17 protein-coding genes are annotated in these 25,986 nt (G+C 76.0%); 7 read left to right on the top strand and 10 right to left on the bottom strand.

What is annotated here, in order from left to right; all coding sequences use genetic code 11:
- Positions 1-170: 170 nt before the first annotated feature.
- Both FHS22_RS20880 and FHS22_RS20875 read left to right on the top strand, forming a co-directional pair.
- Entirely contained in the window at positions 171-1,310 is a 1,140-nt protein-coding gene (locus FHS22_RS20880; protein WP_184943983.1) for an exonuclease SbcCD subunit D, read from the top strand.
- Positions 1,311-5,342, top strand: coding sequence for an AAA family ATPase (locus FHS22_RS20875; protein WP_184943981.1), 4,032 nt, complete (start codon positions 1,311-1,313; stop codon positions 5,340-5,342).
- 114 nt (positions 5,343-5,456) lie between these two features.
- Here FHS22_RS20875 and FHS22_RS20870 read toward each other — a convergent pair whose 3' ends face one another.
- On the bottom strand, positions 5,457-6,989 hold the full coding sequence (locus tag FHS22_RS20870; protein ID WP_184943979.1) for a DUF1349 domain-containing protein: 1,533 nt from the start codon (positions 6,987-6,989) through the stop codon (positions 5,457-5,459).
- Between the two features lie 151 nt (positions 6,990-7,140).
- Here FHS22_RS20870 and FHS22_RS20865 point away from each other — a divergent pair, with 151 nt between their 5' ends.
- From FHS22_RS20865 to FHS22_RS20850, 4 genes are all read left to right on the top strand, one after another.
- Positions 7,141-7,803 (top strand): response regulator transcription factor, encoded by a 663-nt coding sequence (locus FHS22_RS20865; protein ID WP_184943978.1) that lies wholly within the window; start codon positions 7,141-7,143, stop codon positions 7,801-7,803.
- Complete coding sequence (locus FHS22_RS20860; RefSeq protein ID WP_184943976.1) at positions 7,800-8,915, top strand: sensor histidine kinase; 1,116 nt, start codon at positions 7,800-7,802, stop codon at positions 8,913-8,915. Before FHS22_RS20865 ends, FHS22_RS20860 begins: the two co-directional genes overlap by 4 nt.
- A 121-nt stretch (positions 8,916-9,036) precedes the next feature.
- The gene (locus tag FHS22_RS39305; protein ID WP_184943975.1) at positions 9,037-10,494 is read left to right on the top strand and encodes a diguanylate cyclase domain-containing protein; all 1,458 of its coding nucleotides are present in this window, start codon (positions 9,037-9,039) and stop codon (positions 10,492-10,494) included.
- 55 nt (positions 10,495-10,549) lie between these two features.
- Positions 10,550-12,055, top strand: a complete 1,506-nt coding sequence (locus FHS22_RS20850; protein ID WP_184943973.1) for a GGDEF domain-containing protein — start codon at positions 10,550-10,552, stop codon at positions 12,053-12,055.
- Here FHS22_RS20850 and FHS22_RS20845 read toward each other — a convergent pair.
- From FHS22_RS20845 to FHS22_RS20830, 4 genes are all read right to left on the bottom strand, one after another.
- A complete protein-coding gene (locus tag FHS22_RS20845; protein ID WP_338047862.1) occupies positions 12,049-13,503 on the bottom strand; it encodes a threonine/serine exporter family protein in 1,455 nt (484 codons plus the stop codon). The genes FHS22_RS20850 and FHS22_RS20845 overlap by 7 nt on opposite strands.
- A 4-nt stretch (positions 13,504-13,507) precedes the next feature.
- The gene (locus FHS22_RS20840) at positions 13,508-16,612 is read right to left on the bottom strand and encodes a coiled-coil domain-containing protein (RefSeq protein ID WP_260408128.1); all 3,105 of its coding nucleotides are present in this window, start codon (positions 16,610-16,612) and stop codon (positions 13,508-13,510) included.
- A gap of 83 nt (positions 16,613-16,695) precedes the next feature.
- Positions 16,696-17,970, bottom strand: a complete 1,275-nt coding sequence (locus FHS22_RS37390; RefSeq protein ID WP_260408127.1) for a hypothetical protein — start codon at positions 17,968-17,970, stop codon at positions 16,696-16,698.
- The gene (locus tag FHS22_RS20830; RefSeq protein ID WP_184943971.1) at positions 17,960-19,177 is read right to left on the bottom strand and encodes a hypothetical protein; all 1,218 of its coding nucleotides are present in this window, start codon (positions 19,175-19,177) and stop codon (positions 17,960-17,962) included. The genes FHS22_RS37390 and FHS22_RS20830 overlap by 11 nt, the downstream gene beginning before the upstream one ends.
- Before the next feature lie 271 nt (positions 19,178-19,448).
- Here FHS22_RS20830 and FHS22_RS20825 point away from each other — a divergent pair, with 271 nt between their 5' ends.
- Positions 19,449-20,105 carry a response regulator transcription factor gene (locus FHS22_RS20825; RefSeq protein ID WP_184943969.1) on the top strand — a complete coding sequence of 219 codons (657 nt, stop codon included), beginning with the start codon at positions 19,449-19,451 and terminating at the stop codon, positions 20,103-20,105.
- A gap of 15 nt (positions 20,106-20,120) precedes the next feature.
- On the opposite strand, the gene FHS22_RS20820 is transcribed toward FHS22_RS20825, so the two are convergent.
- The 5 genes from FHS22_RS20820 to FHS22_RS20800 form a co-directional block, all read right to left on the bottom strand.
- Complete coding sequence (locus tag FHS22_RS20820) at positions 20,121-22,154, bottom strand: prolyl oligopeptidase family serine peptidase (RefSeq protein WP_184943967.1); 2,034 nt, start codon at positions 22,152-22,154, stop codon at positions 20,121-20,123.
- Positions 22,151-23,893, bottom strand: a complete 1,743-nt coding sequence (locus FHS22_RS20815; RefSeq protein WP_184943965.1) for an ATP-binding cassette domain-containing protein — start codon at positions 23,891-23,893, stop codon at positions 22,151-22,153. Before FHS22_RS20815 ends, FHS22_RS20820 begins: the two co-directional genes overlap by 4 nt.
- Entirely contained in the window at positions 23,890-25,578 is a 1,689-nt protein-coding gene (locus tag FHS22_RS20810) for an ATP-binding cassette domain-containing protein (RefSeq protein WP_184943963.1), read from the bottom strand. The genes FHS22_RS20815 and FHS22_RS20810 overlap by 4 nt, the downstream gene beginning before the upstream one ends.
- Positions 25,579-25,668: 90 nt before the next feature.
- Positions 25,669-25,803, bottom strand: coding sequence for a SapB/AmfS family lanthipeptide (locus FHS22_RS20805; protein ID WP_184943961.1), 135 nt, complete (start codon positions 25,801-25,803; stop codon positions 25,669-25,671).
- A 47-nt stretch (positions 25,804-25,850) separates the two neighbouring features.
- Positions 25,851-25,985, bottom strand: a complete 135-nt coding sequence (locus FHS22_RS20800) for a SapB/AmfS family lanthipeptide (RefSeq protein WP_184943961.1) — start codon at positions 25,983-25,985, stop codon at positions 25,851-25,853.
- Between the last annotated feature and the right edge of the window lies 1 nt (position 25,986).

The following is a 25,986-nucleotide window of genomic DNA, read 5'->3' as shown; positions in this document are numbered from 1 at the left end:
GCCGCTCTGCTCTGTGCCGGTCGTCCGTTCGGTCCGTTTTCCTCAAAAGCTTCTCTAGATCTTCAAGCCTACTCGGAGCGGCGGTTTTCCGGCATTCCGATATGTCGTGGGCGAGAGCGGAGTGGAGAGAGTGGCAGCACTTGTCGCTGAGGACTGTTAGCTTCAGGCGGATGCGGGTGCTGCACACATCGGACTGGCATCTGGGCCGGTCCTTCCACCGTGAGAGCCTCCTGTCCGCGCAGGGGGTCTTCGTCGACCACCTGATCGAGACGGTCAGGTCCGAGCGCGTCGACGTGGTCGTCGTCTCCGGCGACGTCTACGACCGGGCGCTGCCCTCGGTCGACGCGGTGGAGCTGTGCAACCAGGCGCTGCGGCGGCTGGTCGCCGAGGGCGCGCGCGCCGTCCTGATCAGCGGGAACCACGACTCCGCGCGCCGCCTCGGCTTCGGCGCCGACCTGATCGACGCCGCGGGCGTGCACCTGCGCACCGACCCCGCCCGGGTCGCCGAGCCCGTGCTGGCCGGAGACGGGGCCGGGGAGGTGGCGTTCTACGGCATCCCCTACCTGGAGCCCGAGCTGGTCCGCGGGCCCTGGGAACTGCCCGAGCGCACCCACACCGCCGCGATCGGGCACGCCATGTCCCTGATCAGGGCCGACATCGCGGAGCGCGGCGCCCGCTCGGTCGTCCTGGCCCACGCGTTCGTGACCGGGGGGCGGGGCAGCGACAGCGAGCGCGACATCAGCGTCGGCGGCGTCGCGCACGTGCCGGTCACGGCCTTCGACGGCGCCGGCTATGTCGCCCTGGGCCACCTGCACGGCCGCCAGCGGATGACCGAGACCGTGCGCTACTCCGGATCACCGATCGCCTACTCCTTCTCCGAGACCGACCACGTGAAGGGCTCCTGGCTGGTGGAGATCGGGCCTGACGGGTTCGCCGGGGCCGAGTTCGCCGAGGCACCGGTGCCCCGGCGGCTCGGGCGCCTCACCGGCCGCCTCGACGACCTGCTCACCTCCGCCGCCCACGCCGGCCACGAGGACCGCTGGCTCCAGGTGACGCTGACCGACCCGATCCGGCCCAAGGGGGCGATGGAGCGCCTGCGGACCCGCTTCCCGCACACGCTCGCCCTCTCCTTCGAACCCGAGGGCGGCGGCCCCGAGGCCGTGATCCGCCCCCGGGCGGCGGGGCGCCCCGAGATCGAGGTCGCGCTCGACTTCGTCCGGGAGGTGCGCGGCGAGGCCGCCGACGCCGACGAGATCGGCATGCTCCGCAGGGCCATCGAGGAGTGCCGTACCAAGGAGGCGATGGCGTAGATGCGCCCGCACCGGCTGCAGATCACCGCGTTCGGCTCGTTCCCCGGCGAGGAGGAGGTCGACTTCGACGCCCTCTCCGAGGCCGGGCTCTTCCTGATCCACGGCCCCACCGGCGCGGGCAAGACCACGGTGCTGGACGCCCTCTGCTACGCCCTGTACGGCCGTGTGCCCGGACAGCGCGACAGCGCCAGGAGCCTGCGCTGCGACCACGCCCCACCGGGCCGGGGCCCCCGCGTGGTCCTGGAGGTCACGATCCGGGGCCGCCGCTTCAGGATCACCCGCTCGCCCGCCTGGCAGCGCCCCAAGCAGCGCGGGACCGGCACCACGGAGGAGAAGGCCAAGGTCGTCGTCGAGGAGCTGCTCGCCTCCGGCGAGTGGACCGGCCTGAGCACCCGCGCCGACGAGGCGGGGGAGCTGGTCGGCGGGCTGCTCGGCATGAACGCCGCCCAGTTCTGCCAGGTCGCCATGCTGCCCCAGGGCGACTTCGCCCGGTTCCTGCGCGCCGACGGCGAGGAGCGCCGCAAGGTCCTGGAGCGCCTGTTCTCCGTCAGGATCTACGCCGCCGCCGAGTCCTGGCTGGCCGACCGCCGCACCGAGGCCTTCCGCGACCAGCAGGCCCTCCGCAGGGAGGTCGACTCCGTGGTCAACCGCCTGCAGGAGGCCGCCGGCCCCGGCCTCCTCGCCGCGCTCGCCGTGATCCCCGCGCTCGCCGTGATCCCCGCGCCGCAGGACGGCCTCCACGGCGGGGGCCTCCCGGCGGTCCCGGCGGAGGAGGACCCGCTGGGGTGGGCGGACGCGCTCGTGAAACTGGCCGGCGAGGCGGTCGCCGCGGTGGCCGGCGGCGGGGCCGAGGGAGAGGCGGCCGTGCCGCAGGCCCGCAGGAGACTGGAGGACGGCCTGGCGCTGGCCGACCGGCAGCGCCGTCACGCCGAGGCCCTGGCCCGGAGCCGGGCGCTGGAGGAGCGGGCCGAGGAGCGGGCCGACCTGGAGGCCGTCCTCGCCGAGGCGGCCAGGGCCGACCGGGTCCTCCCCCTCCTGAAGGAGGTCCGGCAGCGGACCGAGGCCGCGGCCAAGGCGCGCGGCCTGGCCGCGGACGCCCTCACCCGGGCCCTCCCGCTGCTCAGGGGCCCCGACCGCCTCGCCGCGCTGGAGCGCGACCGGCGGGACGAGATCACCCGGCTGGGCGAGCTGCGGTCGGAGGAGGCACGGCTGACGCGGATCCTCCAGGACCGCGCGGAGGCGGAGCGGGAGATCGAGCGGCTGGCCGGGGAACAGGCCGGGACCGACGCCCGCCTGGAGGTCCTGCCCGGCCTCCGCGGCGAAGCGGAGGCCCGCCTCACCGAGGCACGCCTGGACTCGGCCCGGATCCCCGCCGCCGAGTCGGCCAGGCAGACGGCCGCCGCCCGGCTCCGGGCCACCGAGGAGCGCGACCGCCTCGCAGCCGAGCTGGACGCCGCCCGCCGGGAACTGGCGGCCGTGCTCTCCGCCCTCCCCCCGGAACCCTCCCGGCCCTCCGGGACTCCCGGAGCCGGCGGACCGGCCGGGACCGGGCAGGATCCGCCCGCGCCCGGCGGGAGCCTCACCGCCGGTACGCCCGGGCTCAGGGAACTGCTGGCCGCCGCCGAGCGCGAGCGCCGCGACGCGCTCGCCGCCCTGGAAGGGGTCCGCGGTGACGAGGCGCGGCTCGCGGAGCTGGAGGCGGAGCTCGCCGCCCTCGACGCCGGCCTGAGCGATCTGGAAGGGCGGGAGGCCGCGCTCGCCGGACCCCTGGGCGAGCTGCCCGCCGCTCTCGCCGGGGTATCGGCCCGGCTCTCCGCGGCCAGGGCCGAGGCCGCCAGGATCCCGGCCGCCGAGGCGGCGGCCGCCTCCGCCTCCGCCGTGCTGGACGCCGCCCGCCGCCGCGACGCGCTCCGCGCCGGACTCGACACGGCCCGCGCCGCCCAGGCCGGGGCCGTCGACCGGGCCCAGGAGCTCCGCGACCGGCTCCAGGAGCTCCGCCAGGCCCGGATCGACGGGATGGCTGCCGAACTCGCCGCGGGGCTCGTCTCCGGCGAGCCGTGCGCGGTCTGCGGCTCACCCGAGCACCCCGCCCCGGCCGCCCCGGCCGACGAGGCGCCCACCGCCGACGACGAGCGCGCGGCCCAGCGCGCCTACGACACGGCCCTGGAACTGCGCCGGGACGCCGAGAGCGGGGTCGCCGCCCTCGCCACCCAACTGGAGGAGGTCTTCGCCCTCGCCGGCGACCTCGCCGTCGCGGAGGCGGAGGAGGCGCTCGCCGGGGCCGGCCGGGAACTGGCCGCCCTCACCGCCGCGGCCGGGACGGAGCAGGAGCTCGCCGCCGAGGCGGACCGGGTCGCCGCCGAACTGGACGCGGCCAGGCAGCAGGCCGGGGAGGTCTCCCGCCGCCTGGCCGAGGACCGCGCCCGCCGCACCGGCGCGCTGGCCGAACAGGAGCGGCTGGCGGCCCGCCTCGGCGGGGCGCGCGGAGCCGACCCCACCGTCGGGGCGCGTCGCGAGCGGCTCACCGCCGAGGCCGCCGCCCTCGCGGACGCCCTGGCCGCCGTCGCCCGGGTGGCGGAGGCGGCCGCCCGGCACGAGGAGGCCGCCACCCGGCACGGCATCGACCGGGACACCCGCGGCGGCGGGCACGAGGGCCTCGCGGGGAGCGCGGACGGCGTCACCGCGGGGAACTCCGGCGGTGACGCCCGGGCCGCGGACGCCGGCGGCGACGCCCCGGCGACCGGCGAGGCCGGGCGGGAGCCTCCCGCGCTGACCGCCGCCCGGGCCGCCGAGGACCTGCGGGAGGCCGACCGGGTCCTGGCCGCGCTGCGGGAGTCGGCCGCCGCGGTCCCCGCGCTCACCGCCCGGATGGAGCAGGTCACCGCCGAGCTCGGGGAGCTCGGGGAGCGCTCGCGCGAGCTCGCGGTGGAGCTGTCCGCCCGCCGTACGGACGCCCGGCTGCTCGCCGCCGACGCCGACCGGCTGGCCGTGCGCCTCGACGAGGCGCGGGGCGGGGACCCCACACTGGCCGCCCGGCTGGAGCGGCTGGCCGAGGAGGCCGACCTGCTCGGGGAGGCCGTCGAGGCCACCCGGCAGGAGCGGGCCGCCGAGGCCGAGCTGGAGGCGGCGGAGGTACGGGCCGTGGCGGCGGTGGCCGAGGCGGGCTTCCTCGGGCTCGACGACGCCCGTGCGGCGGTCCGCCCGGCCGCCGAGCAGGCGGAGAAGGCCGGACGGCTCCGCGCGCTCGACCAGGAGCGCGCCGCCGTCGACGCCTCGCTGGCCGACCCGGAGCTGATCGCCGCCGCGGCGGAGCCCGGACCCGACCTGGCCGCGCTGGAGGCGGCCCGGGACGCCGCCGAGTCCGCCCACGCCGCCTTCCTCGCCACCCGGAACCGGGCCGAGGACCGCCGCGACCGGCTGGCCGCGCTCCGAGCGGAGCTGGCCGGCTGCCTGGACCGCTGGTCGCCCGCCGCGGAACGGCACCGCCTGGCCGACCGGCTCGCCGCCCTGACCGGTGGCAACTCCACCGACAACCGGTGGCGGATGCGGCTGTCGTCCTACGTCCTCGGCGAGCGGCTCCGCCAGGTCGTCGCCTCGGCCAACGAGCGGCTGGACCACATGTCGGGCGGGCGCTACCTCCTCGACCACGACCTCGGGCGCGCGGCGGGCGACCGCAGCCGGTCCGGCGGCGGGCTCGGTCTGCGGATCCTGGACGGCTGGACCGGGGTGGCCCGCGACCCCGCCACCCTGTCGGGCGGCGAGGGCTTCATCACCTCGCTGGCGCTCGCCCTCGGCCTGGCCGACGTGGTCACCGCCGAGGCCGGGGGAGTGGAGCTCGGCACGCTCTTCGTCGACGAGGGGTTCGGCACGCTCGACGAGGACACCCTGGACGGGGTCCTCGACATCCTGGACGGCCTGCGCGACGGCGGCCGGGCCGTCGGCATCGTCAGCCACGTCGGCGAGCTGCGTGTCCGGATCCCCGCCCGGCTCCACATCCGGAAGGAGCGGCACGGCTCGACGATCCGGCAGTGAGCCGCACCGGGCGCGGCGGCCGGGCGCCGGTCCGGGACGGCGGGTCTCCGGCTCGCGCGAGCCGTGCTCCGGGGCACGGCCGCCAACGCGCAGGACGGGTTCCGCCCCTTCGGGTCAGCCGAACCCGCCCGGCGCTCTCCTGCGGTGCACGGCCATCGCCGCCCCGAGGGTGAGAGCGGCGTATCCGCAGGTCACGGCGAGGCCCGCCCATGGCGGGAGCGGGTAATGGCCCCCCAGCGGCGACGGACCCGCCTCCACGTGCGCGAACGCGGGGACGCTCTGCGTGATCGCGAACCCGGCGGCGGGAGTGGCCGCCAGCAGCCACGGCGCCGAACCCGCGGTCGCCAGTAGGGAGGGCACGACGACCAGCCCGACGGCCAGCCCGACGGCGACGACGGCCCGCTCGACCAGCGCGGCGAGGCCCAGGGCCAGCACGGCCGCGGCCGCGGCCAGCGCCGCGTAGCCGACGATCACCCGTAACCCGGTACCCGGCGTGATCGGCTGGATCGGGTTCTGATTGGCGCGCAGCACCGCCAGGCCGGCAGGGACGACGACCCCCGAGGCCGCCAGCCCCGCCGCGAACGCGACCGCGCCGACCACCACGGCCCCGGCCGCCAGCAGCCGCGCCGGATGCGGCCCGGCCGGCAGGCCGGTCCCGGCCGGCCTCCGCCGGTGTCCGGCGGTGAAGAACGTGACCGCCGCCACGAGCAGCGGGATCAGCCCCACGCCCCCGCCGATCAGCGCGAGGTCGGCGCGCAGGCCGCCGTCCACTGTGGCGGGCCCGATGTCACCGACCCCGGTCACGAGGAGCTTGCCGCCGGACTCGACGGCCCCGCCCGGGTGATGCGGGGTCCTGCCGTCGGGCCCCGGGGAGACGCCGACGTCGTCATGCCGCCACGGACCGTCCGCTCCCTGCAGCGTGATCCGGTCGAAGGCGGCGGTGACCTGGGCGAAGGCTTCCGCCGTCTCCCACATCGCGCCCGGTGAGGCGGCGAACATCCCGATCTCGACCGTCTCCGGCAGCCCGGTCAGCCTGACCGTGCCGACCTCGGTCCACGTCTCGCCGTCACCCGACTCGTAGCCGGTGACGGTCTCGCCCGACCTGGTCAGCCGCAGCCACAGGGGCCCGCGGGCAGGACCGCCGGCCACGTCGTGGACGAAGTCGTGCTGCATCCTCACGCCATGGCCACCGGTGATCATGACGGCGGCGTACGGCGTGCCCCGCGTGAGGCTCTGCCTGACCAGGAGCCCGGCCTTCGCCCAGGGCGCCACCCCCTCCTTGACGTTGCGCACCCCGGGTACGGCGTCCGGCATCCGCAGCCGCCCGGTCATGTCCGACACGCGGGCGGTGATGCCGCCGTTCCCCTTCAGCGGCTGGTGCACGAAGTAGTACCTGTCGCTCACCGCCGTGCCGTCGGGACCCACCAGGGGCGCGGGGCAGGGGCCCTCCCCCCTCCAGGTCACGCAGGTGCTGCGGGCACCCCCGGCGACCAGCAGCCCGAGCGAGACGGTGACCAGTACGGAGGCCGCCACGGCGAGCACCCGGCTCCGCGCGGAGCGGAACCTGGTCCACTCCGCGCGCAGCAGACGGGGGAAGCCGTCCCGGCCGGCCCGCCGGTCGGATCGGTGAGGTGTGAATGAACTCATGCCGGCGGTTGTACGGGACCCCCGGTTCCCGCCGGGTCGCAGCCGCCGAGACCCGGTTGGAACCGGGGATCTGGCATCGTGAAGCCATGGCACCCCGACCCGGTGGCCGGTCCGGCCGCCCCGCCCGTACGACGACCGGCGGTGACCGGCGGTGAGGGTCCTCGTCGTCGAGGACTTCGAGGTCCTCGCCCGCTCCGTCGGAACCGGGCTGCGCCGCGAGGGCATGGCCGTCGACGTCGTCCTGGACGGAACCGCCGCCCTCGACCGCCTGGCCGCCACCCGCTACGACGTGGTGGTCCTCGACCGCGACCTGCCCGGCGTGCACGGGGACGAGATCTGCCGGCGACTCGCCCGCAGCCGCTGCCAGACCCGTATCCTGATGCTCACCGCCTCCGGCACGATCGAGGACCGCGTCGACGGGCTCGGCCTCGGCGCCGACGACTACCTGCCCAAGCCGTTCGCGTTCGCCGAACTGGTCGCCCGCGTCCGTGCGCTGGCCCGCCGCGCCACCCCGCCGCTGCCGCCCATCCTGGCATGCGAGGACATCACCCTCGATCCGGCCCGCCGTGCCGCGTTCCGGGCCGGTCGGCGCCTTGAGCTGAGCCCCAGGGAGTTCGCCCTGCTCGAATGCCTGCTCGCCGTACCGGGCCTGGTCATCTCCGCAGAGGAACTGCTCGAACGCGTCTGGGACGAGGCCGCCGACCCCTTCAGCAGCGCCGTCAAGCACACCGTGCACCGGTTGCGGGCCAAGCTCGGCGACCCGCCCGTGATCGAGACCGTCCGCGAGGGCGGCTACCGCATCGGACCGGCATGACCTCCCGCAAGCCCGCCAGAAGGTCGTTGCGGACACGGCTCGCGCTCGCCTACGCGGCGGGCGTCTACGCCGCCGGGGCCTCGGCGGTCGTCCTCGTCGCCGTCCCGCTCGCCGGCGTCCATGCGGCCACTCCCGAGGGCCGCCCCTCATCGAGCGTGATCACCGAGACCGGGCCCGGGATCGGCCTGCCCCGGCTTCTCACGGGATCGGCCGTCGCCCTGGTCGTTCTGGCACCCGTCGCCCTGGCTCTCGGCTGGTTCGTCGCCGGCCGGTTCCTGCACCCGCTGCGCGCCATCACCGCCACCGCCAGGATCATCTCCGCCGGCAGCCTCCACCGGCGCCTCGACCTCGGCGAGCCCACGGACGAGCTGACCGAGCTCGGCCACACCCTCGACGACCTGTTCGCCCGCCTCGAGGCATCCTTCGACGCCCAGCGCCACTTCGTCGCCAACGCCTCCCACGAGTTGCGCACCCCTCTCGCCGGCCTGCGCACCCTGCTCGAAGTCACTCTCGCCGACCCCGACGCCGATGCCGACACCCTGCGCTCGGCCTGTCAGGAGGCCCTCGCCCTGGGCGGGCACCAGGAGCGGCTCGTCCATGCGCTGCTCGCTCTGGCCACCGGCGAGCGCGGTGTCACCCGCCGGGACACCCTCGACCTCGCCCACGTCGTCGAAGGAGTACTCGCCTCCCGCCGCGACCGGGCAGCGCGGGCAGGCATCGGCCTCGCCGAGCACCTGACGCCCGCGGTGACGGCCGGGGACCCGGGACTGATCGAAAGCCTCGTCGCCAACCTCGTCGACAACGCCATCCGCCACAACCACGCGGCCGGGCACGTAGAGATCACCACGCGGACCTCCGGCACGCAGGCGGTCCTCACGGTCACCAACAGCGGGCCGGTCATCCCCGGCGACCAGCTCCAGCGTCTCTTCCAGCCCTTCCAGAGACTGGCGCCCGAACGGCACGGCCGCAGCGACGGCTACGGTCTCGGTCTCGCCATCGTCGACGCCGTCATCCGGGCCCACCACGCCACCCTCACCACCAGCGCACGCCCCGAAGGCGGACTGTCCGTCGCCGTGCGGTTCGCGCACGGATCTCATCCGGACCACCCCTGACACCGGGGACGACCGCGCGCGGGCGGCACCCGCCGTCCGCGTCGGAGCGCGACAGGGCCGCCCACTCTGCGTGACGGCCCTGGTACTCTAAGGTGGCCTCCCGCCCTGCCGATGGGGCGGTGTGGGCAATTCCCCGGCATGGCGCTTCTACCTCCTCGGCGGCACGGTCGCCGTGGTGGTCTGCGCGCTGCTGCCGTACGGCCTCACGCGTGACGGGCTGTACAGCCTGATCGGGATGTCCAGCGCCGCGGCCGCGTTCGCGGCGGCCGCCCGCTGCCGCGGGGCGGTCGGCCTGCTCTGGCTGCTGATGGGGATCGGCCAGCTCTCCGCGGCCCTCGGCGACGCCCTGTGGACCTACTACGACCACATCGCCCACGTCGACCCGTTCCCCTCACCGGCCGACGGGCTCTACCTGCTGCAGTACCCGATCGTCGCCGTCGCCCTGCTCATGCTCGCCCGGCACCACCGCTCTCCCGGTGACCGGGAGGCCCGGCTGGACGCCGCGATCCTCATCGTCGGTCTCGTCCTGCCCTACTGGGTGCTCGTGATCGCCCCGAGCATCGGCGGCTACGACTCCGCCCTCGAAGAGGCGATCACCCTGAGCTACCCCCTCGGCGACGTGCTGCTGCTGGCCGCGCTCGTCCGGCTGCTGGCCGCCTCGCACGCGCGAACCCCCTCGGGGCGCATGGTCACCGTCGCCCTGGTGCTGGTCATGGCCGGAGACGTGATCTTCGTGCTGGACGAGGAGGGGGTGTCCACCACGGCGGTCGGGGTGCTGCCCTTCCTGACGTCCTATCTGATCTGGGGCGCCGCCGCGCTGCACCCCTCGGCCGCCGACCTGCTGCGGGCCGCGCCGGAGACGGCGCCCTCCTTCACCACCCGGCGGCTGGTCACCCTCACCGCGGTCGTCCTGCTCGCTCCCGGCACCCTGATCGCGCAGCTGACCTTCGGGTTCGAGCTGAGCGCCTGGCCGGTCTCCATCACCTCGGTCCTGCTGTTCGTCCTGGTGGTCGCCCGGATGGCCATCATGCTGCGCCGCCTGCAGGACCAGGCCCGGCGCCTGGACGAGATCGCCCGCACCGACACCCTCACCGGGCTGCCCAACCGCCGCACCCTGGACGCCCAGCTCGTCCGCGCGTACGAGCGCGCCGCCCGCGACGGCACGCCGATCAGTCTCGCCCTGCTGGACCTGGACCGCTTCAAGCTGTTCAACGACACCCACGGCCACCAGGCCGGGGACGAGCTGCTGGCGGGCGCGGCCACGGCCTGGAGCCTGGTGATCACCAATGCCGACATGCTGGCCCGCTACGGCGGTGAGGAGTTCGTGCTGCTGATGCCCGGCCGCGGTCTGGAGGACGCCGAGCATCTGCTGGCGGCCCTGCGGGTCGTCACTCCGCAGGGCCAGACCTTCTCGGCGGGCCTGGCCCTGTGGGACGGCCGCGAGACGCCGCTGGAGCTGCTGCGCCGCGCCGACACCGCGCTGTACGCCGCCAAGGAGGCCGGCCGCGACCGCGCCGTGCGGGCGGCCCCGGCGGTGCGGAACGTCACGGCTTTACCCGCCGCCGGTAACAATTTGTAATAGGATGACGACTCCCTGAAGTTTGAGGGTCTGGCCGGTCTGCCGATGGAGCAGTATGGGCGGTTCTCGAGCGTGGTGTGTCTACCTCCTGGGCGGTGCGGCCGTTCTGGCGGTCTTCGTGCTGCTGCCGTACGGCATGCCGCGCGACCTGCTGTACGCCTTGATCGGACTGTCCTGCGTGACGGTCACCCTGTTCTCGGCGGCCCGCCTCCGGAACGTCGCCGCCCTCCCGTGGGCCCTGATGGGGATCGGCCAGCTCTGCGCGGTCGTCGGCGACAGCCTCTGGGTCTACTACGAGCACATCGCGGAGGTGAACCCCTTCCCCTCCGCGGCCGACGGGCTCTACCTGCTGCAGTACCCGATCGTCGTCGCCGCCCTGCTCATGCTCGCCCGGCACCACCGTTCTCCCGGTGACCGGGAGGGCCGGCTGGACGCCGCGATCCTCATCGTCGGGCTGAGCCTTCCCTACTGGGTGCTGCTGATCAGCCCGAAGATCGGCCACTACGACTCCCTGCTCGTCCAGGTGACCGCGCTGGGCTATCCGCTCGGCGACGTGCTGCTGCTGGCCGCGCTCGTCCGGCTGCTGACCGGCTCGGGCGCCCGGACGCCCGCCTTCCGGATGATCGCCACGGCCCTGGTCTGCATCCTCGCCGGAGACGTGATCTTCGTCCTGCTGGAGGATCCGCAGGGATTCAGCCTGTCGCTCGGGGTGCTGCCCTTCCTGGCGGCCTATCTGATCTGGGGCGCCGCCGCGCTGCACCCCTCGGCCGCCGACCTGCTGCGGACCGCCCCGGAGCCGGCCCCGTTCCTGACCGCGCGGCGCCTGTTCACGCTGACGACCGTGGTCCTGCTGGCCCCCGGCACCCTGATCGCGCAGCTGACCTTCGGGTTCGAGCCGAGCGCGTGGCCGGTCGCGGTCGCCTCGGTCCTGCTGTTCGTCCTGGTGGTCGCCCGGATGGCCATCATGCTGCGCCGTCTTGAGGAGCAGGCCCGGCGCCTGGACGAGGTGGCCCGCACCGACACCCTCACCGGGCTGCCCAACCGCCGCACCCTGGACGCCCAGCTCACCCGGGAGTACGGGCGCGCCGCCCGCGACGGTACCCCCCTCGCCCTGGCCATGGTCGATCTGGACCGCTTCAAGCTGTTCAACGACACCCACGGCCACCAGGCCGGGGACGAGCTGCTGGCGGGCGCGGCCACGGCCTGGAGCCTGGTGATCACCAATGCCGACATGCTGGCCCGCTACGGCGGTGAGGAGTTCGTGCTGCTGATGCCCGGCCGCGGTCTGGAGGACGCCGAGCATCTGCTGGCGGCCCTGCGGGTCGTCACTCCGCAGGGCCAGACCTTCTCGGCGGGCCTGGCCCTGTGGGACGGCCGCGAGACGCCGCTGGAGCTGCTGCGCCGCGCCGACACCGCGCTGTACGCCGCCAAGGAGGCCGGCCGCGACCGCGCCGTGCGGGCGGCCCCGCCCGCCGCCCGCGCGCCCCGGTTCCGCGTCCCCCACTCCGTGGTCGCTCCGGCGGCCGGGGCCACGGCGCCTCCCGCCGCCTCCGGTCAGTAGCCGCGGGTACGGCGGGCCGCCGGCCGCAGGACCCGCTTGGTCACCTCGGAACCGGTGACCGCCCGCAGGATCTCCGCGCCCAGGATGACGCCGGCGCCCAGCGCCAGGGCGGTCGAGAGCGCCTGCAGCAGGCTGACCAGACCGGCCTCCGGATGGCCGAGGCTGATCTCCAGCATGCCCCGGTACAGGGCCGTGCCGGGCAGCAGCGGGCAGACGGCCGGGACGGTGAGGACCAGCGAGGGGATCAGGGCCCGCCGGGCGTAGGCGGTGCCGAGCAGGCCGATCACCGTCGCGGAGACGGCCGTGGCCAGCACCACCGGGACCTGCCACACGGTGATGAGCTGCACGAAGACCACCCAGATCAGCCCGCCGCCGATCGAGGCCTGCAGCAGGTAGCGGGGCGGCACGAGCAGCGCGACGGCGAACGCCAGCGTCACCCCGACCGCCCCGACGATCTGGTCGGTCCGGAGGGAGAGCGGGGCGACGGGCACGTTCTCCACGCTCAGCGGCACGCCGAAGCGCACCGCCGCGTACAGCGTGAGGCCGATTCCGGAGATCACGGCGGTGAGGGTGAAGAAGACCTCGAACAGCCGGCCGGTCGCCGTCACGTACTCGCCGGCGATGCCGTCCTGCACGCAGGCCACCATCAGCCGCCCCGGCAGCAGCGCGACCACCGCGCCGACCACCACCGCGGAGGCCCGCACCGGCGCGTCGACCGCGATCATCAGCACCGCGACCAGCGAACCGAGCAGCGCGGCCACCGCGAGCTGGAAGAACTCCGCCACGCCCCGCCGGGCCAGCCAGGCGCTCGCCCGGTCGCCCAGCACGGTGGCGGCGAACGCCGCCGCCGCCACCCGGGCGCCGCCGCCGACCAGCAGGCTCGCCGAGGCGGCGATCAGGGCGAGCGCGGTGACCAGGAACCAGTTCGGGTAGACCGGCACCCGCCGGGTGATCCGCTTCAGCCGCGCCTCGGCCTCGCCGAGCGGGACCGATCCGTCGGAGGCCTCCCTCACCAGGTCGTGGACGGCGATCAGCCGGTCGTAGTCGGGCAGGCGGCGCCGTACCCGCCGCTCGGCGGTGACCGGGGCCCGGCCGTCGGCGGGAACGTGCGACAGCGTGATGGCCGACAGGTTGACGTCGGCCTCGCAGTGCGGCACGGCGTAGGCGTTGGTGATCCTGCGCATGCTCCCGGAGACGGTCTCGGTGGCCTCGCCGCTGCCGAGCAGCAGCTCGCCCACGCGCAGCGCCAGGGCCATGGCGCGGTAGGCGTCGCGCTGAACGGGTGCCTGGTCCAGCGACGACCCCGGCACCGGCCCCTCCACGTCGTGTCCCGCGGAGCCCGGCCGGCCGGGCCCGCCGCCGCGCGCGGCGGAGCGGCGGCGCGCCACGGCGGGACCGGCGGGCACGCGCCGGGCCTCCGGAGGTCCTGTCGAAACGAACTCCGTCACGAGGTTATCTGCTGACCGCGGCGGCCAGGGCGCGCACCCGCTCGGCGTGGCGGTCATGGCCGACGACCACCGGCGGCTCGTTGTACGGCATGGCGTCGGAGGAACGGCGCAGTTTGATGTACTGGCCGCAGGCGTCCACCGCGTAGGGCTCCATGTCGTCCTGGAGCGCGCCGATCACCGTGATCCCGTAGGTCTCGCCGATCCTGCGGAACAGCGCCACGGCCTCGCGCCGGTGCTCCTTGCCGAGGTTGCGGCCCAGCTCGTCCAGGACCAGGCAGAGGTGCCCGCCGCCGGAGGAGGCGATCGCCGCCGCGCAGACCAGTTTCACGGCCTTCTCGTCCATCAGCGCGGTGTTGGCCCGCCGGTTGTACGGCACGAAGCCCTGGCCCTCGCCCCGGCGCCACTTCGGGGTGACCCGCCACGCCCAGCGCTGCTCCGGGTCGGCGGGGGCGGGCGGGACCGGGAACTCCAGCGTCGCGCCGTATCCGCCGTAGGAGGTGTCGAGCCGGTCGAACTCCTCGGACACCCGGGCCAGCCGCGCCTTGATCGCCGCCGTCAGCGCCGCGCGGTGCACTGCGGTGGACCGGGCGGCCTCCTCCGCGCCCCGGGCGGCGGCGGTCAGGTCGCGCTGCCGGGTGGCGAGCTGGGCCTCGATCTGCCGGCGCTGGTGCCGTTCGTACTCTTCCTGGCCGCGCAGGTAGGACGCCAGCGCCGCGCACACGCCGGGGAAGGAGGCCTGCTCCCGCGCGGTCCGGCCCGCCCCGGGCTCGGCGCGGTCGCGCAGCAGGAACCGGAGCTCCTCCGGCATCTCCCCGTCATCGCCGGGGAAGGTGTCGCGCAGCGCCTCGTCCAGGTGGCGCTCGGCCGCCCGCCACCACTCCTCCGCGGTCAGCGGGCGCTCGTCCTCGCCCAGCGCGCCCAGCCACTCGTGCGCCCCGCCGGCGGTGCCGCCCCACTCCCGGGTCAGCGCGTCCAGCCGAAGGGCGTCGCGGTCGGCGGACACCCTGGCCGCCTGCTGCCCGGCCTGGCCGAGCTCCGCCTCGTGGCGGGCCCGGCGGCCCTCCAGCCGCTCGATCTCCATGTTCCTGGTCCTCGCGCGGAAGTCCAGGGCGCTCGCGTGCCGCTCGGCCTCGCCGACCCTGGGCGTGAGCTCGGTCAGCGCCCCGGTCAGCTCGGTGAGCCGCGCCCGCCGCTCGGCGAGCCGCCGCTCGACGCCGGCCAGCTGCACGGCCGCCCGGGCGCCCTCCAGCCGCCGCTCCGCCTCGGCCACCCCGTCCTCGGCCGCCCGTACGGCCTCCGCCGCCGCCTCCTGCGTGTCGCGGGCCCGGTGCAGCCGCACCTCCGCTGCCTTGATGCGGGCGTCCCGGCCGGTGGCCACCGCCTCGAACGCGCCCACCACCGTGACCCCGGCCGCGCTGACCAGGACCGATCCGGGGAGCGCGGACAGCGCCCGCTCCGCCGCCGCCAGGTCGCCCGCGTCCACGACGACCGCGTGCTCCTGCGGCCACCCCCTGCCGCCCGCCACGGAGACCGCGCCCGCCGCGACGCCCGCCGCAGCGGACGCCTCCCCGGCGGCCGCACCGTCGCGGGCCTGCTCGGCCACGTCGATCGCGTCGAGCAGGCCGGTCGCCCCGACGCCCGCCTCGGCGAGCGCCCTGAGCTGAGCGGCGGCCGGGCCGCCCTCGGCGTCGTCCAGCGCGGCCCGGGCGCTTTCGGCCTCGCGGTCGGCCACGCCCAGGGCCTTCAGCGTCCCGTTCAGCCGGACCCTGGCCTGCGCGAGCTCGCTCTCGGCGGCCGCCACGTCACGGCCGTCGGCCAGCCGCCGCCGCTCCTCCAGACCGGGGATCGCGCCGCGGAGCTCGTCCGCGGAGTTCTCCGCCACCGCCCGGTCGGCGTCGAGCGCGGCCGCGCGGGCCTGCAGCCCGGCCAGCCGCTCGCGGGCCTCGGCCAGGCCGCGGTCCAGCGTGTCGTCCTTCAGCGTGGCGATCTCCGCGCGGACCGTCTCGATCGACTCCGCGGCGCGCTCGCCCGCCTGGCGGAGGCGCTCCAGCTCGGCGGTGAGCGCCTCGTCCCGCCCGGCCGCGTCGGCGAGCCTGCGCGCCAGCCGGCCCCGCCAGCAGCGCAGCGCCTCCGCCAGGCGCACCCGCGCCCGGTCGCGCCGGTCGAAGGTCTCCAGCAGCGCCCGGGACTCGTCCTCGAACTCCTTGAGCAGCTCCACGGCCCGGGTGGCCCGGACCCGCTTGGCGTGCTCGTCGCGTCTGGCCTCCCGCTCCTGGTCGAGCTCGGAGTCCAGCCCGGTCAGCGCGGCGATCGCCTCGAAGACCCGTTCGGGGGAGATCTCGTTGAGCGGCTGGGAGAGCAGGTTCGTGGCGACCTTGCTCCGCACCGAGGTGGACAGGAACGACACGCACCGCACGCGGTCGCCGTACAGGAACCTGGTCAGGTCGCGCGCGACCACGTCGCGCCGGCCGGCCGAGCGCGGCAGGGTCGCCCAGACCTCGTCGGCCCGCGCCACCCGCTCCGCCTCCGAGGCGGCCGAGGCCATCCGCACCCCGCGGGTCCACCGGATCTCCAGGTGCGGTGCCTCCTGGTTCACCCTCAGCCACACGGTCACCGCGTCGTCCATCGTGCCGGGGCTCGCGAAGACGCCCACGATGTAGCCGTGGGCGGCGCTGGCCCAGGTCCGCCCGCCCGCCCCGGCCGCGAGCTCGGCGTTGAACAGCAGCTCGGAGACGGCCTTGGCGCCCGAGGCGAAGCGCCACTGCTCGTCGCCGAGCAGCGCCGTGATCATCGCGATGAACGACGACTTGCCCGCGCCGTTGGAGTCCTTCGGCCCGGCCCCGGCGACCACGATCAGGGTGCCCGGCACGGTCGGCACCGGATGGGTGGAGAGCCGGGAGATGTTGACGGCCTGCACGGCGATCAGCACCCGGTCGCCGACCACGTTCTCGCTCGGCGCGGCCGCCTGGGCGTCCACCGCCACCAGGCTCGCCTGACTCCCGTGCGTCGGGCCCGTCCCGCCCTCCTGCGCCGCCCGCTCTCCGGTCCTCCTGCCGGCCGTCCCCGCTCCGCGTGAGGCCTTCGCCGTCCGGCTCGGCTGCTCGGTCAACCCTGTCTTTCCTTCCCTCGATACGGTCCTCGATCCGGACCCCGGCACGGCCTTCGGCCCGGTCGTCCCCCCGCCCGCCGCGCTCACCGGCGCCGGGCCCGCACGGCCGCCGCCAGCGGGGTGTGCGGCCCCGCGGCGAGGATCAGCTCCTCCTGCAGGCGCCGCCGGGCCGGGCCGGTCAGCCGGTGGAACTGCGGGCCGGGCACGTAGCCCCCCGCCTCCTCCCCGGCCTTCACCTGGCTCACCAGCCCGGCGTGGCGCAGGCTCCGCAGCGCGGCCTCCAGCTCGCCGATCGGCAGCATGGTGTGCCGCCGCAGCTCCTCCACCTGGGTGGGGAACGGCGAGAGCCAGCTGTCGGCGGGCAGCAGGCCCTCGGCACGGGGGATGGCCACCGAGTGGACGAGCACCAGCGCCAGGACGGCGCGCCCGGCCTCGTCCGGGACGGTGCCCGCCCCGGGGCCGCCCCCCGTCCCGCCCCCCGTCCCGGACGCCGTGCCGTCGGCGTAGCCGGAGGTCCACGTCTCGCGTCCCTGGACGAGGACCCGGCCCCGCCGCTGGAGCAGCTCGGCGAGCACGCGGCGGAGCACCGGGTCGCGCAGCGCGGGGAACCGGGCCTCGTGCACCGGCTCGGCGGCGTGCTCCACCGCCATGAAGGCGGCGACGACCTCCGCCCGGCGGCGCTCGTCGAGCGGCCCGAGCAGGTCCTCGTCCACCTCCTCGGGCACCGTGACGCTCGCGGCGCCCTCGGCCCGCCCGGCGGCGGGCAGCACGTCGAGACCGGCCGCCTCCTCGCCCGGGGCGGGCAGGCGGCGCATGAGCTCCCGCAACTGCGCGTGGGACCCGGCGGGCCAGGAGGCGCACCGGGGGCCGAGCCGCACCAGGCCGTCGCCCACCACCAGCCAGGCCGAGTCGTGCAGGCGGCGCAGCGCGCCGACGGCCCAGTTGCGCATGAGGTCGTCGCCGCGCCCGATCAGCGCCCGGTAGGCCGCCAGCACGTCGTCCACCGGTGCGGGCGCCCCCGGCCAGGGGTCGGCGGCCAGATCCCTCCAGCAGCACTTCAGCGCCGCGGCCAGCACCCGGCGGGTCTCCCCGGACCGTTCCACGTGGACCGGGGCGGTGTGGTACTCCTCCAGCAGGGAGGGGGTCGCCCCGTCGGGCCAGGCGGGCAGCGCGAAACCGGTGCCGTCGCCGTGCGAGAGGCGCGCCATCCCCGGCGGGGCGGGTTCGTCCGCGCCCAGCGGGAGCGGGCCGGTCGCCCGCGCCCGGGCGTGCGCGAGCCCGGGCACGGCCGGATCCCCGGCGGCCGCGCCCGGACCTCCGGCGGCCGCGGTCCGGGGCGGACGGGTCTCAGCCGTCATGCCCGGTCCTCTCCAGCAGGCCGTGGGAGAGCCAGGCGGGCTCGGTCCCGGGGTCCGCGGTCAGCCCGTCGGTCCAGCGCAGCCGGTAGGGCGACTCCGGGCGCAGGTCGATCGAGACGAGGTCGGCCAGGAGGCGGCGGGCGGAGACCCACTCGCCGTCCGCGGTGAGCAGCTCCTCCAGCCGGGCCGCGGAGCGTCCGGCGAGCGCGGTCTCGGCGACGGAGGCCAGCCGGTCGAGCCCGCCGGAGTCCGCCTGGTGGGAGTCGGCGGGGCCGGGGTCGGGCAGGGCCGAGCGCGGGGGAGCCGGCTGGGCGGGGGCCGGGCGCGGGCTCTCGTCGACGGCCCGGACGATCGCCGCGGGGTCGTGCCACGGGGCGGGGGCGTCGAAGACGAAACCGTCGAGCACCGCGGCCAGCCGCTCCTTGCTGGCGGTCTGGGCGAAGGTCCGCCAGGTCTCCGCCGGCAGCAGCGTCAGGTTCCGCGTCGTGCCGGCGGAGTCGGCCAGCCGGCCGGCGGCGCGCCGGGAGGCGTCGCTGTAGGCGTAGATCGCGGCGCGCAGCTCGGTGCAGGTGCGGTCGAGGTCGGGCCAGCGGGTCAGGATCGTGCCGTGCAGGCTCTGCGCCCGCCGGGCGATCTCCTCGGTGCCCCAGAGCTTGGGGGCCTGCTCGCGCAGCTCCTCGATGGTGCCGCCGGTCAGCGTGACGAGCTCCAGCGCCCAGAGCCGGAACGCCCGCGCCAGGTTCTGCGCGCTGGCGCGCGCCTCCTCCATGGTCGTGCGCGGGTCGGCGACGTTGAGGTCCTCCAGCGCGAGCAGCCGGTGCATCTCCGACTGGCCGCCGTCGTCCATCATCCGGCGGATGAACATCAGCCCCACCACGCTGGTGAACGAGGCCCGGTAGCGGAGCTGGTTGGGCTTGGGGAACACCTCGCGGATCGCGCCGAGGCCCCTGAGCACCCGCAGCCGGTTCTCGAACATCTCCAGCGGGTGGTCCCGGCAGGCGTGCCGCATCTGCTCGTGGGTCAGCCATTCCTCGCCGGCCTCGGCGAACGCCGCGAACAGCGTCTCGGCGATGTCGACCAGCGCGGGGTCGTCCACGACCGCGCCGCTGTCGCGCGCGAGCGCGGCGAACATGCGGCGGTAGGTGGCGAGCACCGCCTCCTCGCCGAGGGCGGAGTCCAGCGTGATCTCGTGGTTCGTCTCTGGCACGCGGTATACCGTACGGCCTGCGCCCGACAATCCCCGTCCCGAGGAGCCGTCCCCGGCCGGGGCGCGACCGCGCAGGGCCCGCGACGGCCGTGACGCGCGGGCGGACGGAATCGTCGGACATCTCCCGTTACATCAAGTCGAAGCCGGGTAAGTGGTAGCCGCTTGACCTCCTTGGGTGACGCTTGACCTCCTCGGGCGACACCGAGGACTCCCTGGGTGACGCTGAGAGCCGGAAGACACCGACGGGCCGCCGCGCATAAGGAGACGACCCTTGATAAGCGTCTTGATCGCCGAGGACATGCATCTCATCCGGGGGGCGATGATGGCTCTGCTCTCCGCGGAGCAGGACATCACGGTCGTCGACGGGGTGGGGCACGGTGACAAGGTGGTGGACGCGTGCCTGCGCCACCGGCCCGATGTGGCGCTGGTCGACATCGGCCTGCCCGGCACCGACGGCATCACCTCCGCGGCGGAGCTCCACCGCCGGCTCCCCTCCTGCCGCACGGTGATCCTGACGGGTCTGGCCACGCCGACGGCGCTGCGCAGGGCGCTGGCCGCCGGCGCCTGCGGCTTCTTCGTCAAGGACACCCCGGCCGGCCAGCTGGCCGAGTGCGTGCGCAGGGTCGCAGGCGGGGAGCAGGTCGTCGACTCCGACCTGGCCGTCGCCGCGCTCAACGCCAGGGAGAACCCGCTCACCTCGCGGGAGCTGGAGGTCCTCAGAGTGGCCGCGGAAGGGGCCCCGGTCGGGGAGATCGCCGACCGGCTCTTCCTGTCCGGAGGCACCGTCCGCAACTACCTGTCGCGGATCCTCAGCAAGATCGGGGCGAGGACCCGGGTGGAGGCGATCAGGATCGCCAAGGAGGACGGCTGGCTCTGGCCCGACGACGTGGCCGAGATCGGCATGGTCCGCTACCGCTCCCGGACCTGAGTCCGGGCGTCCCCTTCACCCGGCCGGCCGGCCCGCGTGACCAGGGCGGGACCGGGTCCCGCGGCCGAGCCCGGTGTGCTCGGCGAGGAAGGCGAGCATGTCGCCGGCCAGCCCCACCGACCGGCCGACCGCCCGTGCCCCGTGCCCGACGCCCTCCTCGTGACGGAGCAGGATCGGCCGCGAGCCCGACGTGGCGTGCTGCAGCGCCGCGCACATCTTGCGGGCGTGCAGGGGGTCCACCCGCGAGTCGCCGCCGAAGGAGGCCAGCAGCGTCGCCGGATAGTCCACTCCCTCGCGGACCCGGTGGTACGGGGAGTAGCCCAGCAGCCGGACCAGTTGCTCGGGATCCTCCGCGGAGCCGTACTCGTCCCGCCATGCGGGGCCGAGACCGGACCGCTCGTAGCGGACCATGTCGAGCAGCGGGGCCGAGCAGACCGCGGCGGCGAACAGCTCGGGGCGCTGCGTGATCACGGCCCCGACGAGGAGCCCGCCGTTGGACTCCCCGCAGACGCCGAGCTGCGCGGGCGTGGTCCAGCCGCCGGCGATCAGCCGCTCCGCGGCGGCCGCGAAGTCGTCGAAGACGTTCTGCTTGCGCTCCAGCATGCCGTCGCGGCGCCACTGCGCGCCCTCCTCGCCGCCGCCGCGGAGCTGGGCGATCGCGAAGACCCCGCCCGCCTCCACCCAGGGCAGGACGTAACCGGAGTAGGACGGCGTCATCGGGACCCCGAACCCGCCGTAGCCGTACAGGACCGCCGGCCGGGGACCGGTCCCCGGCCGGGCGAGCACGACCACGCGCACCGTGGTGCCGTCGGCCGAGGTGCAGGAGATCCGGCGCGCCGTGAGCTCGGGGACCTCCGCGGCGCCGGGCGCGGCGGCCCAGAGCGTCGTGCGCCCGGTGCGCGTGTCGTAGCGGTGCACGCTCGCGGGCGTGACGGCGTCGGTGTAGGAGAACCAGACCTCGTGTCCGTCCTCGGCGCGCGCGGACATGCGCCCGGTGGTTCCCAGTCCCGGCAGCGGCACCTCGCCGACCTGCTCGCCGGTGGCCAGGTCGTGCACGCCGATCTCGCTGACCGCGTGACGGGTCCGGCCGACGAGGAGCACCGAGCCGCCGAGGACCGCGAAGTCGCCGATCACCGCCTCCGGGTCCGGGCCGACCAGCTCCCGCCACCCGCCGGGATCGGGCCGGGCGGGGTCGGCGACGCACAACCGGCCCCTGGGCGCGCCCAGGGTCGTCAGCAGGTACATGCGCCCGTCCCGGCCGACGGCGGGCACCGTCGTCGCGTCCGTCCCCTCCTGGACCACCCGCAGGGCGGGCCGCTCGGCGGGGGAGGCGCCGAGATCGGCCAGCCACAGGTCGTTGCCCGCCCCGGCCGCCGCCGAGACCGTCAGCCAGCGTCCGTCGGGGCTGATCCCCAGCCCGTAGGATCGCTCCTCGGCGCGGATCACGGGGTCGTCCGCGGCGCGCGAGCCGAGCCGGTGCAGGCGGACCCGCCGGTCGCGGACGTAGAAGAACGCCGTGCCTCCCGGCAGCCACACCACCGGGGAACGACGGCAGCGGTCGATCGGGCCGTCCACGGTCCGCCGGGTGGCCACGTCCATGACGCGCAGCTCCGACCGCTCGTCTCCGCGCCGGGACAGCTGGTAGGCCAGCAGGCGGCCGTCCGGGGCGGGCTGCCAGGCCTCGAGCGTGGTCAGGCCTTCGGGATCGAGTCCCGCCGGGTCGATCAGCGCGCGCTCGGCCCCGTCGGAGCAGGCCGTGTAGAGCACCGGGTGCTCCTGCTCCGCCGTACGGCGCAGGAAGAAGCGGCGCCCGCCGCGCCACACCGGCGCGGTGACCGTTCCGACGGCGGTGAGCTCCGCCACGCGGGCGCGCCAGCCGTCGCGGCCGGGCAGCGCGGCGGCGCGGGCGCGCCACAGGCCGTCCTGGGCCGCCAGCCACCGCCTGCTCTCCGGGCTCTCCGGGTCCTCCAGCCATCGGTACGGATCGGGTACGGCGTGGCCGTGGAGACGGTCGACGACCGGTCCCCGCTCGGCAGGGGGATAGATCATGACATCTGCTCCTGCATGTCGGAGGGCGTCCAGTGCCCGACCAGGTCGGCGTAGAGCGGGCAGGAGGCGAGCAGGTCCCCGTGCCCGCCCAGCCACACGCGCGCGCCGTCCATGACGAGCACGCGGCGGGCGCGCAGCGCCGAGCTGAGCCGGTGGGCGATGACGATCAAGGTCCCTCCCCGGCGCGCGAAGGCCTCCTCGGCACGGGCCTCCGCCGCCGGGTCGAGATGGCAGGTCGCCTCGTCGAGGATCACCAGGCGGGCGGAGGCGAGGTAGGCCCGGCACAGCGCGACGAGCTGGCGTTCACCCGCCGAGAGCATGCCGGGACGGATCTCGGCGGAGTAGCCGCCCACCCGGTCCACCAGGCGGCGCAGCCCGATGGCGGCGACGGCGGCCTCCACCTCCGCCGTCCCCTCCGGGTTCCCGGGTGTCCGGGCGAGGTAGGTCAGGTTCTCCAGGAGCGACCCGCGGAAGACGTAGGCCTCCTGCGGGATGAGCACCCGGTCCGCCGGGTCGAGCCGGTGCGCGGGCACGCCGCCGACCGTGACCCGGCCCGCTCCGGGCAGCAGGCCGCCGGTGAGGAGCGCGGCGAGCGTGGACTTCCCGATGCCGCTGGGTCCCACCACGGCGAGGTGGTCCCCGTCGGGGACCGACAGGTCGAGAGCGGTGACCACCGGTTCGGCGTGCGGGCCGTAGGCGAACGTCACGCCGCGCAGTTCGGCGCTCCCGTCCCGGCCGCGGACACGGGCCGCCGCCGGCCGGGATCCGGGACAGTCGTCGCCGAGGATGCGCTCCAGCGACACCCGCAGCCGTACCCCGCTGACGGCCAGGCCCTGGACGAGGTTCCCGAGGGCGGGGGCCAGCGACTGCGAGACGTAGGCGAGCGCGCCGAGGATCGTTCCCGTGCCCGTTCCCGTGCCCTGCGCCATGAGCCAGGGGGCGCCTGCGAGCACCAGCAGGACGGGCAGCCAGGCGCCCACCGCCAGCGACAGCGTGCGCAGCGCGGTCATCCGGGCCAGGGCCCGTGCCGCCGCGGCCTGCTCCGCCACCCGGACGCCGACGGCCCGGGCCACGCGCTCCTGCGCTCCGCAGGCGGCGATGTCCCGCAGGCCGCCGGCCATGGCGGCGACCGAGGCCGCGGTCCGCTCGTCGGCCAGCAGGAACGAGCGCTGCCGCCGGGCCAGCGCGGGCAGGGAGAGCAGGAACAGGCCGAGGCCGGTGACGAACGGCGGCAGCACCAGCACGAGCACCTGCGGGATCAGGGTGGCCAGCCCGAGCAGCACGCCCACGGAGGTGAAGACGAAGGACCTGGCCACCATGACGACCGAGGCGAAGGCGTCGCGGGCCAGTTCGACCTGGAGGTTCGACCGGGCCACGGCGCGGGAGCCGGTGTCCCGGACCGAGGCGGTGGCCTGGTTCAGGGCGCTCTCCACGACGTGGCCGAGCAGGTCCTCGCGGAACGGCTCCGCGATCGCGGCGACGGCCAGCACGACCTGCCGCGCGCCCGCCGCGGCCACCAGCCATGCCCCGCCGAGGAGTGCCAGCCAGGCGAAACCCGTGGCCGGCCGTCCCGCCGCGAAGCCGTCGTCGATCGCCCGGGCGACGGCCAGGCCGATGACGAGCGCGGGCGCGGCCTCCACCGCGGACCAGAGACCGAGCCGGACCAGCAGGCGCGGATCACGGAGCAGGGCCCGCCGGACCGGCCGGTTCGCGGGGGACCCGCCCGGTTCCCGGCTCACGGGCTGTCCGCCGGCGGCGCGTCCGGCTGGAAGACGGCCCGGTAGGCGGGGTCGGCCCACAGCGCCCGGTGCCGGTCGTAGCCGCGGACCCGGCCGTCCTCCAGCCAGATCACCCGGTCGGCCGCCGCCGCCGTCGCGACCCGGTGGGTCACGACCAGCCGGGTGCGGTTCCGCAACCGGCCGGAGAGCACCTCGCTCACCTGCCGCTCGGTGACGGTGTCCAGGCTGGAGGTGGCGTCGTCCAGGACGAGCAGGCGGCCGCCGTGCGCGAAGGCGCGGGCCAGGCCGAGGCGCTGCCGCTCCCCGCCGGACATCGGCGCGTCCCCCGGCGCGGTGTCGTAGCCCAGGGGAAGCCGCAGGACGAAGGCGTCGGCGCACGCCGCGCGGGCGGACGCACGCACCGTGCGGGGATCACGGTCGCGCAGGCCCAGCCCGATGGCGTCGGCGATCGTGTCGCCGGCCAGGACGGGGCGCTCGAAGGCGTAGCCGACGGCCCCGCGCAGCGCCTCGCGGGAGAGCGCGGGCATCGGGACGCCGTCGAGCAGGACCGCGCCGCGCTCCGGGTCCGCCAGGCGGCCGGCGAGGGCGGCCAGGAGCGACTTGCCCGCGCCGGAGCGGCCGACCACCGCCACCGCGCACCCGCCCGGGACGACCAGGTCGACATCGGCCAGGCCGGCGGCGGAGACGTCCTTCAGCTCCAGGGTTCCCGGACCGGGGGGCAGCGTGCGGTCACCGTATCCGCGGGGCTCGCCGGCGAGCAGGCCGCAGATCCGCCCGGCGGCGGCGCGCGCCCGGGCGAGGCCGCCCAGGTGGCCCAGGGCCGCGCCGACCCCGGCGCCGAGCACGACATAGCGCGCGGCGGAGTACAACTCGCCGGCGGACAGGTCCCCGGAGGCGAGACGGAGCCCTCCCGCACCGAGCACGACCACCTCCAGCAGGGGGACCACGACGCCCGCCTGGACTCCGGCGCGGGCGTTGACCCGCCACATCTCCATGGCGTGGACGCGCAGCCGGGGGAGCACGGCCAGCACCCGCGCCCGCTCCTCGCCGGCGGTCCCCGCGGCGGCGATCGTGCGCGCTCCGGCCAGGGCGTCGGCCAGGCGGGCCGCGATGTCGCCCTGGGCCTGCTGGTAGTCGCCGGCGAGCGAGGTGCTCACCCGCAGGAAGGCGCGGAGCACGAAGCCGATGACGACGAGGCCGGCGGCCAGCGCGGCGGTGAGCCAGGGGTCGATGAGGGTGAGCGCGACCAGGCCGCCCGCCGTGGGCAGGAGCAGCGCCGCGCCGGTGACGACGGTCTCCGGCGCGCGGCCCACCTCCTCGGCGTTGACGCCCGCCCTGGTGACGAGGTCCCCTTCGGGGATGCGGCGGGTCACCGCGGGGCCGACGCCCAGCACGTGCCGCACCAGCCGGTCGCGCAGCCAGCGCGAGGCCCGGGCCCCGCCCGCCCCGGCCGCCCACACGCCGACGGCGTCACAGGACACCGCGACGGCGACGAGCGCGGCGCACACGGCGAGCCGGTCCCCGGGCACCGGGCCGGTGGCGGTGAGACCGTCCACGGCCCGGCCCAGGGAGAAGGGGAGTGCCAGCTCCGCGAGGGCTCCGGCGATCGACACGACCGCCAGGACGGCCGGCCAGGGGCCGCCGTGCCGTACGGTCTGGGCGACCAGCCGATCCGCCGACTGCACCGGCGCCTCCTCTCCGTCTCCGCTGGCAGGTGCGTACAGGTGGCGGGAGTGCCCGGGACGGTCCGCGGGCCGTCCCGGGCACTCACTCCGCTAGTGGCAGAGCAGGACGCTCAGGTTGCTCGGCTGGCCGGAGTGGCAGCTCGCGACGGTGAGCGTGCTGCCGCCCCCGCCGCCGTGGCCGCCGCCGGTGGGGGCTTCCAGGGACTGAAGGTCGAGAAGGACCATTGGATCTCTCCGGTTCTGCTGGTTTCGTGAACAGGGTCTGCGATGAACTAGTGGCAGAGCAGGACGCTCAGGTTGCTCGGCTGGCCGGAGTGGCAGCTCGCGACGGTGAGCGTGCTGCCGCCCCCGCCGCCGTGGCCGCCCCCGGTGGGGGCTTCCAGGGACTGGAGATCGAGAAGTACCATC

Origin of the sequence: Thiemannella venezuelensis (genome assembly GCF_014203605.1) — a bacterium.
GTDB lineage: Bacteria > Actinomycetota > Actinomycetes > Streptosporangiales > Streptosporangiaceae > Planomonospora_A > Planomonospora_A venezuelensis.
Note: the sequence above shows the minus strand (reverse complement) of the source record. Positions and strands in the feature narration are given on the sequence as shown.

Coding starts and splice junctions, on each gene's coding strand:
- FHS22_RS20820 (WP_184943967.1), bottom strand. CDS start 22,154: ATGATCTATCCCCCTGCCGAGCGGGGACCGGTCGTCGACCGTCTCCAC.
- FHS22_RS20880 (WP_184943983.1), top strand. CDS start 171: ATGCGGGTGCTGCACACATCGGACTGGCATCTGGGCCGGTCCTTCCAC.
- FHS22_RS20875 (WP_184943981.1), top strand. CDS start 1,311: ATGCGCCCGCACCGGCTGCAGATCACCGCGTTCGGCTCGTTCCCCGGC.
- FHS22_RS20870 (WP_184943979.1), bottom strand. CDS start 6,989: ATGAGTTCATTCACACCTCACCGATCCGACCGGCGGGCCGGCCGGGAC.
- FHS22_RS20800 (WP_184943961.1), bottom strand. CDS start 25,985: ATGGTACTTCTCGATCTCCAGTCCCTGGAAGCCCCCACCGGGGGCGGC.
- FHS22_RS37390 (WP_260408127.1), bottom strand. CDS start 17,970: ATGACGGCTGAGACCCGTCCGCCCCGGACCGCGGCCGCCGGAGGTCCG.
- FHS22_RS20805 (WP_184943961.1), bottom strand. CDS start 25,803: ATGGTCCTTCTCGACCTTCAGTCCCTGGAAGCCCCCACCGGCGGCGGC.
- FHS22_RS20850 (WP_184943973.1), top strand. CDS start 10,550: ATGGGCGGTTCTCGAGCGTGGTGTGTCTACCTCCTGGGCGGTGCGGCC.
- FHS22_RS20860 (WP_184943976.1), top strand. CDS start 7,800: ATGACCTCCCGCAAGCCCGCCAGAAGGTCGTTGCGGACACGGCTCGCG.